12 protein-coding genes are annotated in these 17,232 nt (G+C 30.7%); all 12 read left to right on the top strand.

From position 1 onward, the window contains the following. Window positions 1-318 precede the first annotated feature (318 nt). The 12 genes from HGI79_RS20655 (at window position 319) to HGI79_RS20600 (ending at window position 16,514) form a co-directional block, all read left to right on the top strand. Entirely contained in the window at window positions 319-1,650 is a 1,332-nt protein-coding gene (locus tag HGI79_RS20655) for an aldehyde dehydrogenase family protein (RefSeq protein ID WP_185652554.1), read from the top strand. A 257-nt stretch (window positions 1,651-1,907) separates the two neighbouring features. Continuing rightward, complete coding sequence (locus HGI79_RS20650; RefSeq protein WP_185652553.1) at window positions 1,908-2,117, top strand: hypothetical protein; 210 nt, start codon at window positions 1,908-1,910, stop codon at window positions 2,115-2,117. 427 nt (window positions 2,118-2,544) lie between these two features. Further along, on the top strand, window positions 2,545-5,583 hold the full coding sequence (locus tag HGI79_RS20645; protein WP_241428295.1) for a BTAD domain-containing putative transcriptional regulator: 3,039 nt from the start codon (window positions 2,545-2,547) through the stop codon (window positions 5,581-5,583). Window positions 5,584-5,875: 292 nt separating this feature from the next. Beyond that, a complete protein-coding gene (locus HGI79_RS20640) occupies window positions 5,876-7,513 on the top strand; it encodes a urocanate hydratase (protein WP_185652552.1) in 1,638 nt (545 codons plus the stop codon). A gap of 92 nt (window positions 7,514-7,605) precedes the next feature. Next, window positions 7,606-8,694 carry a DUF917 family protein gene (locus HGI79_RS20635; protein ID WP_207725860.1) on the top strand — a complete coding sequence of 363 codons (1,089 nt, stop codon included), beginning with the start codon at window positions 7,606-7,608 and terminating at the stop codon, window positions 8,692-8,694. Between the two features lie 14 nt (window positions 8,695-8,708). Further along, the gene (locus HGI79_RS20630; RefSeq protein ID WP_241428294.1) at window positions 8,709-9,353 is read left to right on the top strand and encodes an ABC transporter permease; all 645 of its coding nucleotides are present in this window, start codon (window positions 8,709-8,711) and stop codon (window positions 9,351-9,353) included. Window positions 9,354-9,456: 103 nt separating this feature from the next. Continuing rightward, window positions 9,457-10,395 (top strand): glycine betaine ABC transporter substrate-binding protein, encoded by a 939-nt coding sequence (locus tag HGI79_RS20625; RefSeq protein WP_185652551.1) that lies wholly within the window; start codon window positions 9,457-9,459, stop codon window positions 10,393-10,395. An 87-nt stretch (window positions 10,396-10,482) separates the two neighbouring features. Further along, on the top strand, window positions 10,483-11,451 hold the full coding sequence (locus HGI79_RS20620; protein WP_185652550.1) for an ABC transporter ATP-binding protein: 969 nt from the start codon (window positions 10,483-10,485) through the stop codon (window positions 11,449-11,451). 15 nt (window positions 11,452-11,466) lie between these two features. Further along, window positions 11,467-12,099 (top strand): ABC transporter permease, encoded by a 633-nt coding sequence (locus HGI79_RS20615; RefSeq protein WP_185652549.1) that lies wholly within the window; start codon window positions 11,467-11,469, stop codon window positions 12,097-12,099. 13 nt (window positions 12,100-12,112) lie between these two features. After that, the gene (gene hutH / locus HGI79_RS20610) at window positions 12,113-13,714 is read left to right on the top strand and encodes a histidine ammonia-lyase (RefSeq protein ID WP_185652548.1); all 1,602 of its coding nucleotides are present in this window, start codon (window positions 12,113-12,115) and stop codon (window positions 13,712-13,714) included. A 15-nt stretch (window positions 13,715-13,729) separates the two neighbouring features. Next, window positions 13,730-15,103 (top strand): dihydroorotase family protein, encoded by a 1,374-nt coding sequence (locus HGI79_RS20605; RefSeq protein WP_185652547.1) that lies wholly within the window; start codon window positions 13,730-13,732, stop codon window positions 15,101-15,103. 154 nt (window positions 15,104-15,257) lie between these two features. Beyond that, entirely contained in the window at window positions 15,258-16,514 is a 1,257-nt protein-coding gene (locus tag HGI79_RS20600; RefSeq protein WP_185652546.1) for a M20 family metallo-hydrolase, read from the top strand. Window positions 16,515-17,232 lie beyond the last annotated feature (718 nt).

Raw genomic sequence — 17,232 nt, 5'->3', positions numbered from 1 at the left:
AATTTAAGCTTTAGACTAATTAAAAATATTTAACGTGACGAAACATGGTAATATATCCGGTCGTATAAGTTAAATTTAGGGCGTGTTTATCTATATATTAAGGTTAGGTGAAATGTAACTTTAAAGCTCAATTGGAAAAATATTAAATTTTTAATAAAAGTATGGAAAAATTAAACTTTTAGGTATATACTATGAAATAAGTGTTAATTAACATTTATATCTATAATTTAACAAAATTTGTTACACAAGTAATAAAATAATATTTTTACTGTCACAAGGAATTTTTGGACATTAAAAATATTTAGGGGGTTATGAAAAATGAATTTAAATTTAACAGGTATTTATGAAGATATTAATGAGGCTATAAGAGTTTCAAAAGAAGCTCAGAAGACAGTAAGAGAAATGTCGTTAGAACAAAGAGAAAAAATCATAAGTAAAATAAGAGAGAATATCTTTAAATACGCAGAAGAGTTATCTGCCCTTGCAGTTGAAGAAACTGGTATGGGAAGAATAGACCATAAGATTTTTAAGCATAAGCTTGTAGCGAAAGGAACACCGGGAACTGAAGATATAAAAGCTGAAATTATATCAGGCGATAAAGGGCTTACTATCTTACATAAGAGTGCTTTTGGTGTAATAGGTGCTATAACTCCTTGTACTAATCCTAGTTGTACAATACTACATAATAGTATTGCTATGATAGCAGGTGGAAACACAATAGTATTTAATCCGCATCCAAATGCAGTAAGAGTTTCAAATAGAGCTGTAGAAATTGTAAATATATCTTCAGTGGAAGCTGGAGGACCAGAGAACATTGTAACATCAGTAACAAATCCAACTATCGAAAGTGGTAATGTTTTAATGAGGCATCCAGATATATCATTGCTAGTTGTAACTGGGGGACCTGGAGTAGTTACAGCAGCATTATGTTCCGGTAAAAGAGCTATAGGTGCAGGAGCTGGAAACCCTCCAGTAGTAGTTGACGGAACTGCAGATATAGCTAAAGCAGCAATTGATATAGTTGACGGTTGCACTTTTGATAATAATTTACCATGTATAGCAGAAAAAGAAATTGTAGTAGTAAAGGAAGTTGCAGACGAACTAATTTATTATATGGTTGAAAACGGATGTTATATGATAAATGAAGAACAAGTTGAAAGACTCACTAGACTAGTATTGTTAGAGAAAAACGGAAGAGCATTTTTAAATAGGGATTTTGTAGGAAAAGATGCTGTGAGGATATTAGAAGCAATTGACGTAGAAGCCAGTGAATCTGTCAGGTGTATTATTTTCAGAGCAGGAAGAGAACATCCATTAGTTGTACAAGAATTGATGATGCCTGTATTGGGAATAGTTGAAGTTAAAGATATTGATGAAGCAGTATTAGTAGCTAAGGAATTAGAACATGGTAATAGACATTCTGCACATATACACTCAAAGAATATAGATAACTTAAATAAGTATGAAAAAGAAATGGACACAGCTATTCTTGTTAAGAATGCTCCTTCATATTCAGTATTAGGAGTTGGTGGTGAAGGATTTGTTACATTTACCATAGCAAGTAGAACAGGCGAAGGTCTAACTTCTGCTAAGACCTTTACTAAAAATAGACAGAGTGTATTGTCGAGAAGTGTACTAAAAACTAATTAAATTAAATGGTACAACCTTAAATTCAATAATAGAGTAAAACTTACATCAGATAGAGTTTGTCTAGCAATCCGCGGGGCAGTTTTTTCCACTCTGGCTTCCACCAGCAAATTGAGAGTTAAATGCCAGTTAGGCATTTAACTCTCATCTGATGTTTAGTTGAAACAATTTAGTGCGTAACAGGTTATTTAATTATAAAGGGAATTCTTAAGATAAGAAGTCCTTTTTTATTTTGCTTTAACTACAAGTGTAGGTAAAATATGCTATATCAGAAAAGAATTTTACGGTATTTTATTGATATTCTTCCAGCTAACTATAATGATTTAGTCAATTCATTACTTGGTATTTTGGTAGTAGCTGGAATTTTGAGTAATCCACAAACTGAAAATAAGGGGTATTTAGATGATAAAATAAATATGCTAAATAATAAAAAAGACAATAATTGGATTAATGAGCAAAATAAAAAATAGGTTTAGTTATTTACAAATGCTTTTTTGCAATATAAAATATGTAATATTATTGTATTCTGAAATATTATAATTATATAATTTCTCCTTATACAAATAAAGAAAATATTAATTAAAGAAATAAAATAATAAGCACCAAAATTAATTAGCATAAACCAATAATTTAAGCACAGATAGTTAAGTTAGTGAATAAAAAAAATCTAGACATGTCAACACTTCAAATGAGGTGATGGACATGTCTTTTAAAATTACATGGAAAACTCATCTTAAATTTATCGTCACGTTATAAATAAAATATTATAATAATACTTAAGATAGGAAAAGTGAATAAATTCAGGGAAAAAGAATATTTATTTTCAGATATAAAAACTATTAATACTGGAGTCTATGATAGCAGTATTTCATTTATGCATTCAAAAGGGGGTAATTGATGTTGAACTATATTAGTACAAAACTATTTGGTAATTTTAATATTTTCTATAATGACAAAGAAATAGTATTTCCTTACAGCAAAGTTCGAGCTTTGTTTGTTTATTTATTGGTAAATAAGCAAAGCACTAGAGATGAGCTGGCTAATCTTTTGTGGAGTGAAAAATCAAAAGAAACAGCAAAAAAAAATTTGAGAAATGCTATTTATTTAATAAAAAGAAACACACAAATGGATATATTTTCTGATTTAAATAAATCTATTATTGCTTTTAGTCCCCATATGAAAATAGAAACAGATTTAGATACTTTTATTAAAGATCCTTATGCATTAGATTTATATAAGGGAGAATTTTTAAAAGGATTTACAATTAAAGATTCATTAAATTTTGAAAATTGGATTATAGAAAGTAGAGAATATTTTGAAAAAATATATTTAGAAAGATTAAATAAAAATATACAAATAGAAAAAATAAATAAAAAATATGAAAAAGTAGAATATTACTCAAAGCTATTGATAAATGTTGATGAATTTAATGAGGGAGCCTATAAAAATCTCATGGAAAGCTATTATAATCAAGGCAAGTTTAATAATGCCATAGAAGTGTACAAACAGTTATCTTCAATTCTAGATAAAGAATTAGGCATATCGCCTGATGAAAAAACAGAAAAGGTATTTAAGGAAGTATTAAATAAAATTAATGAAAGAAAAAGCGAAGAAAATAATAAGAAATTTTTTTACGGAAGATATGAAGAACTTAAGTTTTTAGAGAACAATTATAATAATTTTTTACAGAACAAAGAAGGTGTGAAGTCTTTTTTAATTAAAGGTGAAATGGGCATAGGTAAAACAAGCTTAAAGGATAAATTTAAGGATATGATAAATAATGAAGATGTTATCACTTTAGAGGTAAATTGTTACGAATTTGAAAAGGAAAATATCTTAAAACCATGGAGAAATATTATTTTAAAAATATGTGATGCAATTAGGAATGAAAAAAAGGAATTTCCTAAAGTATGGCTGCAGGTTATAAATAGCTTAGTTCCTGAAATCAATAATAAAGCAGAATTTCAAAAATCAACAAATGATACAAGTTTGCTAAAATATGAAGTAATAAGTGAGCTTATTGTACATCTTACTAAGGAAATGTTTTTTGACAAAAAAATGATATTTATCTTTGAGGATATACAATGGATGGATTCTATTAGTTTGTCTATATTAACTAACATGATTTTTGACTTATCCAGTGAAAAATTTCTTTTTATTTTAACCTACAGAGATGATTTTAGTGTTCATATAGATAAATTTTTAACTACTATTAAGCAATATGAAAAGGTTCATATATTAGAACTTCCTCGCTTTCAATTTCATGATGTTAAGGGATTTTTTAGGAAAGCTATGCCTGAATATCCATTAAAAAAAGAAATGATTGATAAAATTTATAAAGAAACAGATGGAAATACATTTTTCATAGTAGAGTATTTAATTAGTTTAAAAAGTAATAAGAATATTAACATTATGACTTCAAAAATGAAGGATATTTTAAAAAGCAGGTTTATAGGTATATCAGAGGAAGCTATGAAGATTGTAGAAATTTCATCTATATTTGATGACGAAGTTCCAATATATATCTTAGAAGAATTACTTCAAAAGGATGAATTAGAGATAATAAATATCATGGAGGAACTTGAAAAAAAACAAATATTGAAAGAATTAAAAACTAACTATGTAAGTTTTAAGTTTACTCATCAAAAACTTAGAGAGTTTATTTATATGAATCTTTCAGGAGGAAGGAAAAAGATCCTTCATAATAAGATTGGAAAAATTTTAGAGAGCAGAGTTAATGATGATACAATAGACAGTAATATTTGTTATAAATTAATATATCATTTTTCAAATGCTAATAACAATCTTAATACTTTAAAATATAAAATTAAATTGCTTAAGCTATATTTTAATTTTAGTCATGAGCTATTTCCGATATTACATTTTAATTATGAATCTTACAAGGAAATGAATTTTGATAATAAAAGAACTTTAAAAAACTTTAGTGAAATAGAGAGTTTGTTAAAGAATTTAAGACATGAAATAGTAAACGAAAAGGAATATTTAGAATTGTATTTGGCTTATCTGCATATGTTGGGAAGATATCTGATTAAAAAAGGTGATTATGACAATGGACTTAAACATATTAAATATATGATAAAACAATCAAGAGATATTAGTAATAATTATTATGTTATAGAAGGTTATAAACAGATGATATTTCACTGTATACAAACTAATAATTCTAATAACATGATAAAATACGTAAACTATGGACTTGATTTAGCCTTAAAATATGATACTCAAAGAGAAGTAGGCATATTTTTAAGATTAAAGGCATTAAATAAAAAGATGATAGGTAAATACTCAGAAGCAGAAGAGTTGTTAAATGAGTCTATAAACAAATTAAGTATGAACAGTTTAGACGCTGATAAATATGCAGTATCAATAGCTGCCGCTTATAATTATATGGGTGATATTAGAAAACAGAATAACAAGTATTCGGAATCTATTAAATATTATGAGAAAGCTATTAGGATATGTGAAGAAAAAAATGTTTTAACTAGTCTTGCTGTTTTTTACGTTAATGCAGGAGATGCAGCTTATCATACTGATGATTTACAACTAGCGAAAAAGTATTTTTTACTTGCTCTAAATATATATAAACATTTTGACTTTATATGGGGAAGACCTATTGCAGAATGTCTCATGAGTATGATTAGTATAAAAGAAAATAATCTTAGAGATGCATTAAAATACATAGTTAACGCAGATAAAAATTCAAAATTATTAAATAATCCAAAAGAAATAGGTGTACTATATAAAACTAAAGCTGAAATACGTATAAAAATTGAAAATAATATGATTGATAGTAAGATCTTTAAAGAATGTATTAATGAAAATTCAAGGATTTATGTGAAGAATGCAATTAAATACTTGAGTATATCAAAGGAAGTAAATTTAATTAATATGCTGAATAAGCTAAATTGCTTTTAGCTTTTCTAATATTTAAACAAGAACTCTATTTGTAATTTCATACTTTTGTTAATTTCAAATTACTTGTAAAGTAGTAATAATATATAAAAATATTTATTTTTATATAAATTTCACTGGTAATTTGACGTTTTATTGACGTTGTATTGTTAAAATGTAATTAACAATACAAAAACAAATAAATATGTTAATAATAAATTAATAAATAAACTTTAACTAAAATTTAACAACATTACTGATTATAGTGAATGTGAAAGTTTATAAAATATTAGCATGGGGTTAGGAGTTGACACAAATGACCAAAATAAGAGCACAAAGAGGCATTGAGCTTAGGTGTAAAGGGTGGAGACAGGAAGCACTTCTTAGAATGTTGGAAAATGTTCTTGAAAATGGAGAAAATCAAAGTAACCTTATAGTATATGCTTCGCTGGCAAAGGCTGCGAGAAATTGGGATTGTTATAATGCCATTGTAAACAGTCTTAAAAATTTGAATGAGGATGAAACTTTAATCATCCAATCAGGTAAACCCATAGGGGTATTAAAAACTCATAAATATGCTCCTATTGTATTGATGGCAAATTGTAATACTGTAGGGAAATGGGCAAATAGTGAAAAATTTTATGAGCTTATGGATAAAGAACTTATTATTTGGGGCGGTCTTACTGCGGCAGATTGGCAGTATATTGGCTCCCAAGGAGTAGTTCAAGGTACATATGAAATATTTGCTACTATTGGCAGAAAGCATTTTAATGGAGATTTAAAAGGAAAGTTTATTTTAACAGCAGGATGTGGAGGTATGGGAGGTTCTCAACCATTGGCAGGAGTAATGGTTGGTGCTGCAATTATTGTAGTAGATGTAAATGAAAAAAATATAGACAAAAGAATAAGTGTAGGATACCTTCAAAAGAAAACATCAGATTTAGATCAAGCTCTTTCATGGATTAAGGAAGCACAGGCGAAAAAGGAAACTATTTCAGTTGGATTAGTTGGAAATGCAGCAGATATTTATACGGAAATACTTGAAAAAGGAATTGTACCAGATATAATAACTGATCAAACAGCTGCTCATGATTTGCTATACGGTTATATCCCAAGTGGGTATACTTTAAAACAGGTAGAAACAGCAAGAAAACATAGTCCGGAGAAGCTTATATATGATTCAGGCAAATCTATTGCTAAAGAAGTACAAGCTATGTTGGAATTTAAGAAAAAAGGTTCAATAGTATTTGATAATGGAAATAATATTAGAACACAAGCATTTAACTATGGTGTTAAGGACGCATTTGATATAGACATCTTTACGGAAGCTTTTCTAAGACATTTATTCTGCAGGGCTATAGGACCCTTCAGATGGGTAGCTTTAAGTGGAGAAAAGGAAGATTTAGAGACAATAGATAACTATATTTTAGAAGAGTTTAAGGATAACGAAATTGTTATCAACTGGATAAACTTAGCACAAAAATATATTCCTATAGAAGGACTGCCAGCAAGAATAGGTTGGCTGGGTCATGAAGAAAGAACAAAATTAGCTTTAGCTGTAAATGAAATGGTTAAAAACGGTATGTTAAAGGCTCCAGTGGCATTTACAAGAGACCATTTAGATGCAGGAGCTATGACTCATCCTAACATTATGACAGAGAGAATGAAGGATGGAAGTGATGGAATATCAGATTGGCCTTTACTAAATGCCATGATTAATTGCAGTTCTATGGCAGATTTAGTAGCTATACATTCTGGTGGTGGCGGATATTCAGGATATATGACTAGTGCTGGGGTTACCATTGTGGCTGATGGATCAATGGCAGCAGGAGAAAGATTAAAACACACTTTGGATAATGATACTTCTATAGGGGTATTAAGATATGCAGATGCAGGATATGAAGAAGCATTAGATGAAGTTGCAAAGAAAAAAATTAACAGAGTTGAGATATAAGGCTAGACTGCTAAAATTTAACTTATATTCCTATATATGTTGAATTTCAAGTCGAGATTCCTATATAAACAAAAAATATTGGGGGTATAAATATGCGTGAATTAGAAATGGAAGATGTAAAAGCAGCTGTAAGAGGAGGGTCTGTGTTTGCCAGCGGCGGCGGCGGCTGGGTTGACCACGGTCTCGAAATAGGAGAAACAGCAATAAGAATTGGTAGAGTTAGATTAGTAAGTGTAGAAGAGCTTCCAGAGGATGCAATAATAATAACAGCTTCTGCAATAGGTGCACCAGCTGCAAAGGATTGGCAAATGCTTGCTGCAGATTATATTAAATCAGCAAAATTACTTCAAGAACATTATGATAAAAAAATAGTAGGAATTATGACACCTCAAAATGGATGCTCTAGTTCAATTAATGGATGGGTTCATGCAGCTGCACTTGATTTAGTGGTAGTAGATGCAGTAGGTGATATGAGAGCACATCCTACAGGTAAAATGGGTTGTATGGGTTTGGCTTCAGATATAGAATATGAGACTATTCAGGTGGTTGTTGGTGGAAAAAGAGAAACAGGTTCTCATTTAGAAGTTATAGCTAAAGGTTCAGTTGCAAAAACTGCTAATATATTAAGAAAAGCATCTGAGCAATCAGGAAGTTTTATAGCTTGTGCAAGAAATCCTCTTCCAGCTAGCTTCATAAAAAACAATGCTGCATTAGGAGGAATTTCAAGAGCAATAGAATTAGGAAAAAACATGATTGCAGCGGAAAAGAATGGAGGACAAGCTGTTATAGAAGCAATATGTAATACAACTAATGGAGAAATAATAGGTACAGGAATAGTTGAAAGTATGGATTTTGTTACAGCTGGTGGATATGATATTGGAAAATGTATAATTGATACTGGAGATAAGAAGCTGACTCTTCACATTATGAATGAATACATGGCTGTGGAGGATAATGAAGGTAACCGTCTTACAACTTATCCTGATGTAATAACAACACTTTCAGTAGAAACAGGCTTACCAGTTAGTGTTGCTTATGTAAAAAAAGGAATGAAAATTTCTGTATTAAGTATAAACAAAAAAAATATACCTTTAAGTACAGGAGTAAAAGATCCAGCAGTGTATCCTGAAGTTGAAGAAGCTCTAGGAATTGATATTGCTTCATATGCTCTTGAAAAATAAAAGGAGGAGGTAGTTTGAATATCATTATTGGGGCCTATAAATATATAATTGAAAATATGCAAGATTTTCAACAGGCTTTTAAAATACACTTAGAGTTAAGTTTAGTAGCATTGTTAGTAGGTATCCTTTTAAGTGTACCCCTTGGTATTGTATGTGCAAAAAATCAAAAAGTTTCTTCTTATATTATGGGTTTAATAAATTCATTAAGGGTTATACCCAGTTTAGCAATACTTATAATTATAATGCCTATACTGGGAACTGGATTTAAGCCTGCATTAGTTGCTCTTACAGTTTTAGCATGTCCTCCAATAATGATAAACACTTTTATTGGAATAAAAGGAATAGAGAGTTCAGTTATTGAAGCAGCTACAGGTATTGGCATGGATAAAAAACAAATGCTGTTTACAATAGAAATACCTATTGCAATGCCTCTTATAATTTCAGGAATAAAAACTGCAGCAGTTGAAGTTGTTTCAAGTGCTACACTTTCTGCCTTTATTGGAGGAGGGGGCCTTGGTACATTTATAATTAATGGACTAGGTATGTATAATTTTTCAATGCTTCTAGTAGGAGCTATTCCAGTTGCTATACTAGCTGTATTATCAGAAGTAATATTAGCTTATGTAGAAAGATTAGTTACAAAATATCAAAGAGTTTAAAATAAAATATGATTTGAATTAAGTCAAGGGTTTATCTGTGCTATTGCACAGCATTAGGGCAGGGCATCTAATAAATTTAAAGGTTGTAGAGGGAGGAAAAGGTATGAATAAAACTAGAAATATGTTTATAGGTGTAGTTGTAATAATTTTAGCAATTGTTATTGCTTTTATTTTTACATCTAAAAAAGGAAGTAATTCAGCAAAAAGTAATGAGGTTTCCACGAAAAAAATAACAGTAGGTTCTAAAAATTTTACGGAAAATCTTGTTATAGCAGAAATGTACTCACTAGCCCTAGAGAATGCAGGTTATACTGTAGATAGAAAATTAAATCTTGGTGGTACACTTGTTGCTCATGAAGCATTAAAGAAAGGTGATATAGATATGTATCCAGAATATACCGGAACAGGATTACTGGATGTTTTAAAAGCGCCTAAAAAATCAGATCCAAAAGAAGTTTATGATTATGTTTCAGCAGAGTATAAAAAGAATTGGGATTTAGTATGGCTTAAGTCAACTAATGCAAATGATTCACAGGGCTTAGCAGTGTCAAAAAAGACTGCAGAAAAATACGATTTATACACTATATCAAAGTTTGCCGAAGTTGCACCAAATATAAGATTTGCTAGTGTACCAGAGTTCAATGAACGTCAAGATGGTTTAAAGGGATTAAAAGAGGCATATGGTGGAATGAATTTTAAAGATAACAAATTGTATGATTATGGAATAAAATACAAAGTACTTTTAGAAGATAAAGCAGATGCTACAGTTGCCTTTACTACAGATGGACAACTTACAGATAAAAACTTTGTATTGCTTAAAGACGACAAACATTTTTGGCCTCCATATTATTTATGTCCAGTAATAAGAGGCAGCGTATTAAGTAAATATCCAGAAGTACAAGATATAATAAACAAGGTTTCAGAAAAACTTACCGATGAAGTAGTTCAACAATTAAATGCTGACGTGGATATTAATAAAAAGGAATATAAAGATGTAGCAAAAGAATACATGGAAAAACAAGGGCTTATTAAGAAAAAATAGATAAAGTGTTTTAGCTTCTCTAACTAAAGGGAAGCTAAAATATTATACTTAACATTAAGAGAAAGTTTTATAAAGGAGGCAAAATATATGGCTGACGAATATGCTATAGTCTTAGAAGGCATAAGCAAAACCTTTAAAAATGCTGAAAAACCTTCTGTACATGAGACTTTTTTAAAGATTGAAAAAGGAAGCTTTGTTACAATATTAGGAGCATCGGGATGTGGAAAAACAACGCTTTTAAAAATGATAAATCGTATTTATGAACCATCAAGTGGAAAAATATATGTAAATAATGAGGATGTTACAAAAATTCCTGCAACAGTGCTTAGAAGAAAAATAGGCTATGTAATTCAGCAAACAGGTCTTTTTCGTCATATGTCTATTGAAGAAAATGTTGCAACAGTTCCTAAAATACTTGGATGGGATAAGAAAAGAATAGATGAGAGAATAGATTATTTACTTGATCTAGTTGGATTAGATCCTAAGGAGTACAGAAAAAGATATCCTAGTCAGTTATCCGGAGGACAGCAGCAAAGAGTTGGTTTAGCTAGAGCTATGGCAGCGGACCCATCAATAATGTTAATGGATGAGCCTTTTGGGGCAATTGATGCTATTACTCGTTCTAACCTTCAAGATGAAATGATAAAAATTCAGAAAAAGCTTAATAAGACTATAATGTTTGTAACGCATGATATTAGTGAAGCATTAAAGCTTGGGGATAAGGTTATAATCATGAATGAAGGTAAAATACAACAGTATGATAAACCTTTAAACATTCTTATGAATCCTGCAAATGATTTTGTAAAAAATCTTGTGAATTCAGATGATGTATTACAGAGATTAACTTTTATTAAGGCAAAGGATGTTATGGCACAACCTATTGAAAAGAAAGATGAAATATTAGTTGAAATGTCAAAAGAAGATGATCTTAAAACAATACTTTCATGTATATTAAAAAATGTTTGTAATAGTGTAGCAATACATGATGAAAAAAATGAAATTGTTGGTAGTATAACATTAGATGAAATAAAAAAATTTAGTACTCAAGTGGTGTAGATTAGGGGTGAATTTATGATTAAATATATAACCAATAACTACAATGAAATTCTAAAACTATTTTTGCAACATATAGAGTTAACGGTTGTTTCCTTAGCTATAGCACTGATTATAGCACTTCCATTAGGTGTGTTATTATCAAAATTTAAAAAACTGTCATCTATAGGATTATCTCTTTTGGGCATTATTTACACTATTCCTAGTTTAGCATTTTTTGCAATACTAATTCCTATAGTGGGACTCGGTAAAACTCCAGCAATTATTGCATTAGTCGCTTATAGTCAATTAATTCTTGTACGTAATATTATGGTTGGCTTTAAATCTATAGATCCGGCAGTAATAGAAGCAGGTAAAGGAATGGGACTAGATCCCTTTCAATTGTTTTTTGAAATTGAACTTGTGGTTGCAATGCCTGTTATTCTTGGAGGAATAAGGATTGCTGCAATTTCTATTATTGGAATAGGTACCATTGCAGCTTGGATAAATGCTGGAGGACTTGGAGTAATGTTATTTCAAGGGCTTTATCAAGATCATGCTCCTAAAATTATATGTGGAACAGTATTAGTTTCCCTTTTATCGGTAATAACTAATTACTTTTTATTATTTTTAGAAAAAAGGGCTCATTTAAAAGTAAACGGCGAATTATAGAGGGAGGTCAATAATGGACACTAATAAAAGGCAGAAAACAATAGTATTAGATGGATATTCTCTTTCTATGGATAAAATAATAGAGTTTATTGAAAATAGAACAATCACAGTTAAAATTTCTAATGAAGCTAGAAAAAGAGTAAGCTTTACTAGGGACCAGGTAGAAAAATGGCTAAGAGAAGATAATAAGGTAATATATGGTGTAACTACCGGTCTAGGTAAATTAAAGGATTTTAGCGTTAGTGAAGAAGATCAGCAGGTATTTCAGAAAAATATACTGCGTTCACATGCTGCAGGCGTAGGTGATTGTTTTCATGATGATATAGTAAGGCTGTCTATGCTGCTTAGGGCTAACGTATTCTGCAGAGGTAACTCTGGAGTTAGAGTTGAGCTTATTGAAAGAATATTAATGTTTTTAAATAAAGGAATTTACCCTAGAATGCCTCAAGTTGGTTCTTTAGGTGTGGGAGATCTTCAACCTATGGCACACTTAGGGCTGGCTTTAAGTGGAATGGAAGGTGGAGAAGTAAAGTATAATGGTGAAATTCATAGTGTAAGTTATATTTTAAAAAATGCTTCTATAGAACCATTAGAATTCAACTTCCAAGCTAGAGAGGCACTGGCTTTAATGAGTGGAAGCACTGTTTTATTAGCAGCTTCAATATATGCATATTGTAAAGCTAGAAAAATTATTATATTAGCGGATGCTGCTTTAGCTTTAAATTTAGAAGCTATAAGAGGAGAAAAAGATGCTTTTGATGACCGTATTCAAATAGCTAGGGGAATCAATACTCAAATATTAACAGCTCAGAATATAAGAAATCTAACATATGGAAGCGAATGGATGACTCCTAAGGGCAGAATAAGACTAGGAGAAAATAAACCTAGAGTACAAGATGCAGTAAGCTTTAGATCTTCACCACAGGTTCACGGTGCTGTAAGAGATGTATTGACATATATATATTCAATACTCTCAAGAGAAATGAATGCCTCAACGGATAATCCACTTTTATTTTGTAATGATAATGGAGAGTTTGAAAGTCTTAGTGGGGGAAACTACCACGGTGCGATTTTGTCTTATTCGGTAGATTTTATGAGTATAGTACTTACAGATCTTGGGGTTTTATCTGAAAGAAGATCTTCAAGACTTCTTGATCCTGTTATGAGCTATGGACTTCCATCTAATTTAGTAGGTGACTCCATTGGATTAAATACAGGTTTTGCATTAGTACAAGCTAATGCAGTAGCTTTAGTTGGAGAAATGAGAGTACTTTCATCACCTTCAAGCATAGGATCCATACCATCCAAAAGTAACCAGGAAGATCACAATAGCATGGGTATGGGAGGCGTTCATAAGCTATTAAAAATAATTGATGATTTAAAAATTGTTGTTGCAATTGAAATGTTATGCGCTGCTCAGGCCATAGATTTAATAAAGGATAAAATGAAAGGACTGGAGCTTGGAACCGGTACAAAAGAAATATATGAAATAATAAGAGGTAAAGTTAATGCAGTTTATGAGGATGTTTATTCTAGAGAGATTATTGTTAGCATGATAAGTCTTATGGATAACGACGAGCTTTTAAAATGTATAGAAAACTTTGCAAACTATTAATAGAGGTGTGTACATATGGAAAAAAGTAATTCATATGATTTAGTTATAAAAGGTAACATAGTTTTGTGGGATAAGATATTGTATGATTCATATTTAGCTGTTAAAGGAGAGAAAATAGCAGGTATTTTTAGCAACGGTGAAAATGTTAATGGAAAAGAAATAATTGATAGATCAGGAAATTATATTATTCCTGGAGCCATAGATGCACATGTTCATTGTTATAGTTCCCTTGATGAAGGCATCTCAAATGCAACAAATGCAGCTGCTTGTGGTGGTGTTACTACTATCATAGAAATGCCCTATGATGCTGATGGCATGATATGTACAAAGGATTTATTCATTAAAAAGAGAAATAAAATTGAAAAAGAAGCAAGGGTTGATGTGGCAATGCTTGCTACTATAAAGGACAATGAGGAAGGATTAAAAGAAATAAAATCTATTACAGATGAAGGTGCTTGCGGCTTTAAAATGTCAATGTTTAATACAAATTCAGCTAGATTTCCAAGGATAAATGAAGGTTTGATGTTTGATGCTTTTTGTAAAATAAGCAGCACAGGATGTCCTGTTGGTTTACATGCAGAGAATGATGATATAGTAAGAAGCTTTATGAAGAAGTATGAAGAAAAAGGTGAAAGTGATCAAAAAGCTCACTGTTACAGCAGACCTAAGGTATCTGAAAGCAGTGCAGTAGCTGCTGCTGCAGAATTAGCTTTATTTTCAAAGGTTAAATTGCATATATATCATGGAAGTTTTCCTAGAATATTTAATATTGTAAATTATTATAAAGCTTTGGGTGTTAGAGTTACAGCAGAAACTTGCCCTCATTATCTTTGTTTTAGCGAAAAAGATATGGATGAACTTAAGGCAAAGGGTAAAATTAATCCTCCTTTAAGAGAGGAAGAAGACAAAGAAGCATTATGGAAACAAATCTCTATGGGTTTTATAGATATGGTTACATCAGATCATGCTCCCTGGACATTAGATAAAAAGTCAGAAAAAAATATTTTTAAAAATTCTTCAGGAGCTCCTGGAGTTGAAACCTTACTTCCAATAATGTACAGTGAAGGTGTGGCAAAGGGAAGAATCACTATGCTGCAGTTGGTAAATTTGATTAGTAAAAGGCCAGCAGAAGTTTTCGGATTAGACTACTGTAAAGGCAGTTTAGCTGTTGGTATGGATGCGGATTTTGTAATTTTAGATCCTAATGAAAATTATATTTTGGATGAACGAGAGCTTCATTCAACTGCACTTTGGAGTCCGTATAATGGATTTAAGATACAAGGAAAAGTAACCCATACTTTTGTTAGAGGCAGCTGTGTATATAATAATGGAGAATTAAATAATAATATACATGGAAAATTTATTAAGGGTATCCCAAGCTCCAAGTAACAAATATAGATATTCATGCCCTAAATTTACTCTATACGTAGGAATATGTTGCAAAAATGAATAGAACATTTCAAAACTTTTTTGGAGTATAAGGCAAATTTCATGAATGGGTACCTATAAAGAATTACAAGTAATAGGAGAAAGGATAAATAAAATGCGGAAAGTTACTGTGAAGCCTAATTTAAATAGACTAAAAATTGATATAGAAACTATTGCCCAATTTAGAGATCATAGCAAACTTGGATGGACTAGAAGGGCATTTAGCGAAGAATATAAAAAATCCAGACAATGGTTAAAGAATAACATGGAACAAGCAGGTATGGAAACCTATATAGATAGTGCTTCAAATTTAATAGGTAGAATACCCGGCAGTGATGAAAGTTTAAAGCCTATAATGATAGGTTCTCATACAGATACAGTAGTTGGTGGCGGTAGGTTTGATGGCATAATTGGAGTCTTAAGTGGTATTGAGGCAGCAAGAATGATAAAGGAAGCAGGAATAACTTTGAAGCATACTCTTGAGATAGCAGATTTTACTTCAGAGGAACCTAGTGATTTTGGCATATCTACTATAGGAAGCAGAGGAATGGTAGGGAAGCTTACAGAACAAGATCTGAAGAGAAAGGATCAAAATGGTGAAGAGCTTTTTAAATGTATAGAAGCGTTGGGTGGAAGAACTGATACTATACAGAAATATAAGAGAAAAAAGGGAGATTTGGCTTTGTATCTTGAGCTTCATATTGAACAGGGTCCAGTGTTGGAACAAAACCATTGTAAGTTAGGCGTTGTTACAGGCATTGTTGGAATACATAGATACAGAGTAACTGTTCAGGGAAAAACAAATCATGTGGGAACCACTCCTATGAATATGAGATATGATGCTTTAGCACTAACAAGTGAATTAATACTGTATTTAGAAAGTATTTGTAAGGGAAAAAATAAACAGGATGTTGTTGGAACTGTGGGAAAACTTAATGTACATCCCAATGGGTCTAATGTAGTACCAGGTAAATGTATATTTGAATTTGAGGTAAGAGCTTTGGATGAGAAAGTTATTGAAGAGATTGTTTGTAATTTTATAGAGAGTGCACATAAATTTTCAAGTATAAGAGGAGTATCCGTAGAATTTGATAATATATCTAAATCCAAACCCTCAATTGTAGATGATACTATACAGCAAATTATAAAGGATGTTTGTGATAAAACTGCAAACAATATGTTTTTACCCAGCGGTGCTGGGCATGATGCAAATCATATATATGATATTGGGCCTATAGGAATGATATTTGTACCAAGCAAAGATGGAAGAAGCCACTGCCCAGAAGAATATACTTGTTGTGAAGACATTGCTTTAGGAGTAGAGGCATTATTCTATTCATTGATGGCTTTTGACAATAAATTTCAGATTTAGGACTCAAAAATAGAAATTTATGCTTGCTACTACCAGGTTGCATCAGTGGTATGATATATTTTGAAAATTTGTTAGGAAGTATAGGGGAGATGTATATGGCTTTTATTTTAATATTATGAAGCAAATAAGGCTATTAATAGTTAATTAATTTCCTCCCCACTTTTTCTAAAGTTGGTATTGAATTTAGTAATATTATAGCAACTACGATTGTAGATATGATTATCTCATTGAAATTGATTATCCTGTTATTTATTGAAAAAGCTATGATTAAACTATTAAATTAAGCTTTTTAGTAAGGGGTATTTTTATTGTAATTACCCCTTTTTCGTGCATCTAAAATTCAATTATGCTGACAGCATGGCTTGAATATATAATTTTTAAAAGTAATTATAAAGTTAGAAACACCCATATAAAAATCAATATTTTTATATGGGTGTTTCGTAATGTAAAACTAATTTTTGTATAACGGAAAAAAATATATTGACTAAAAAACGTTTCCGGAGTATTATATAAAAAAAAGTTGTAATACAATTATAGTGGTGAACAAAATATAAAAATGTCAAAATATAACGAATTCTAACGGAATATCTATAAAATCAATAAAAAAATATATATAGTTGTAATACAAGTATTATAATGGTGAGGTGATTTATAAATGTTAAAAAGTCAAGAATTAAGAGAAAAGGCACCAGAACTTGATTCTTTAAGATTAGGATCA

Source organism: Clostridium sp. DJ247, from assembly GCF_014231265.1.
The sequence above is the reverse complement of the archived record's forward strand: the minus strand, read 5'-3'. Positions and strand labels throughout refer to the sequence as shown.

Coding starts and splice junctions, on each gene's coding strand:
- HGI79_RS20655 (WP_185652554.1), top strand. CDS start 319: ATGAATTTAAATTTAACAGGTATTTATGAAGATATTAATGAGGCTATA.
- HGI79_RS20650 (WP_185652553.1), top strand. CDS start 1,908: ATGCTATATCAGAAAAGAATTTTACGGTATTTTATTGATATTCTTCCA.
- HGI79_RS20645 (WP_241428295.1), top strand. CDS start 2,545: ATGTTGAACTATATTAGTACAAAACTATTTGGTAATTTTAATATTTTC.
- HGI79_RS20640 (WP_185652552.1), top strand. CDS start 5,876: ATGACCAAAATAAGAGCACAAAGAGGCATTGAGCTTAGGTGTAAAGGG.
- HGI79_RS20635 (WP_207725860.1), top strand. CDS start 7,606: ATGCGTGAATTAGAAATGGAAGATGTAAAAGCAGCTGTAAGAGGAGGG.
- HGI79_RS20625 (WP_185652551.1), top strand. CDS start 9,457: ATGAATAAAACTAGAAATATGTTTATAGGTGTAGTTGTAATAATTTTA.
- HGI79_RS20620 (WP_185652550.1), top strand. CDS start 10,483: ATGGCTGACGAATATGCTATAGTCTTAGAAGGCATAAGCAAAACCTTT.
- HGI79_RS20615 (WP_185652549.1), top strand. CDS start 11,467: ATGATTAAATATATAACCAATAACTACAATGAAATTCTAAAACTATTT.
- hutH (WP_185652548.1), top strand. CDS start 12,113: ATGGACACTAATAAAAGGCAGAAAACAATAGTATTAGATGGATATTCT.
- HGI79_RS20605 (WP_185652547.1), top strand. CDS start 13,730: ATGGAAAAAAGTAATTCATATGATTTAGTTATAAAAGGTAACATAGTT.
- HGI79_RS20600 (WP_185652546.1), top strand. CDS start 15,258: ATGCGGAAAGTTACTGTGAAGCCTAATTTAAATAGACTAAAAATTGAT.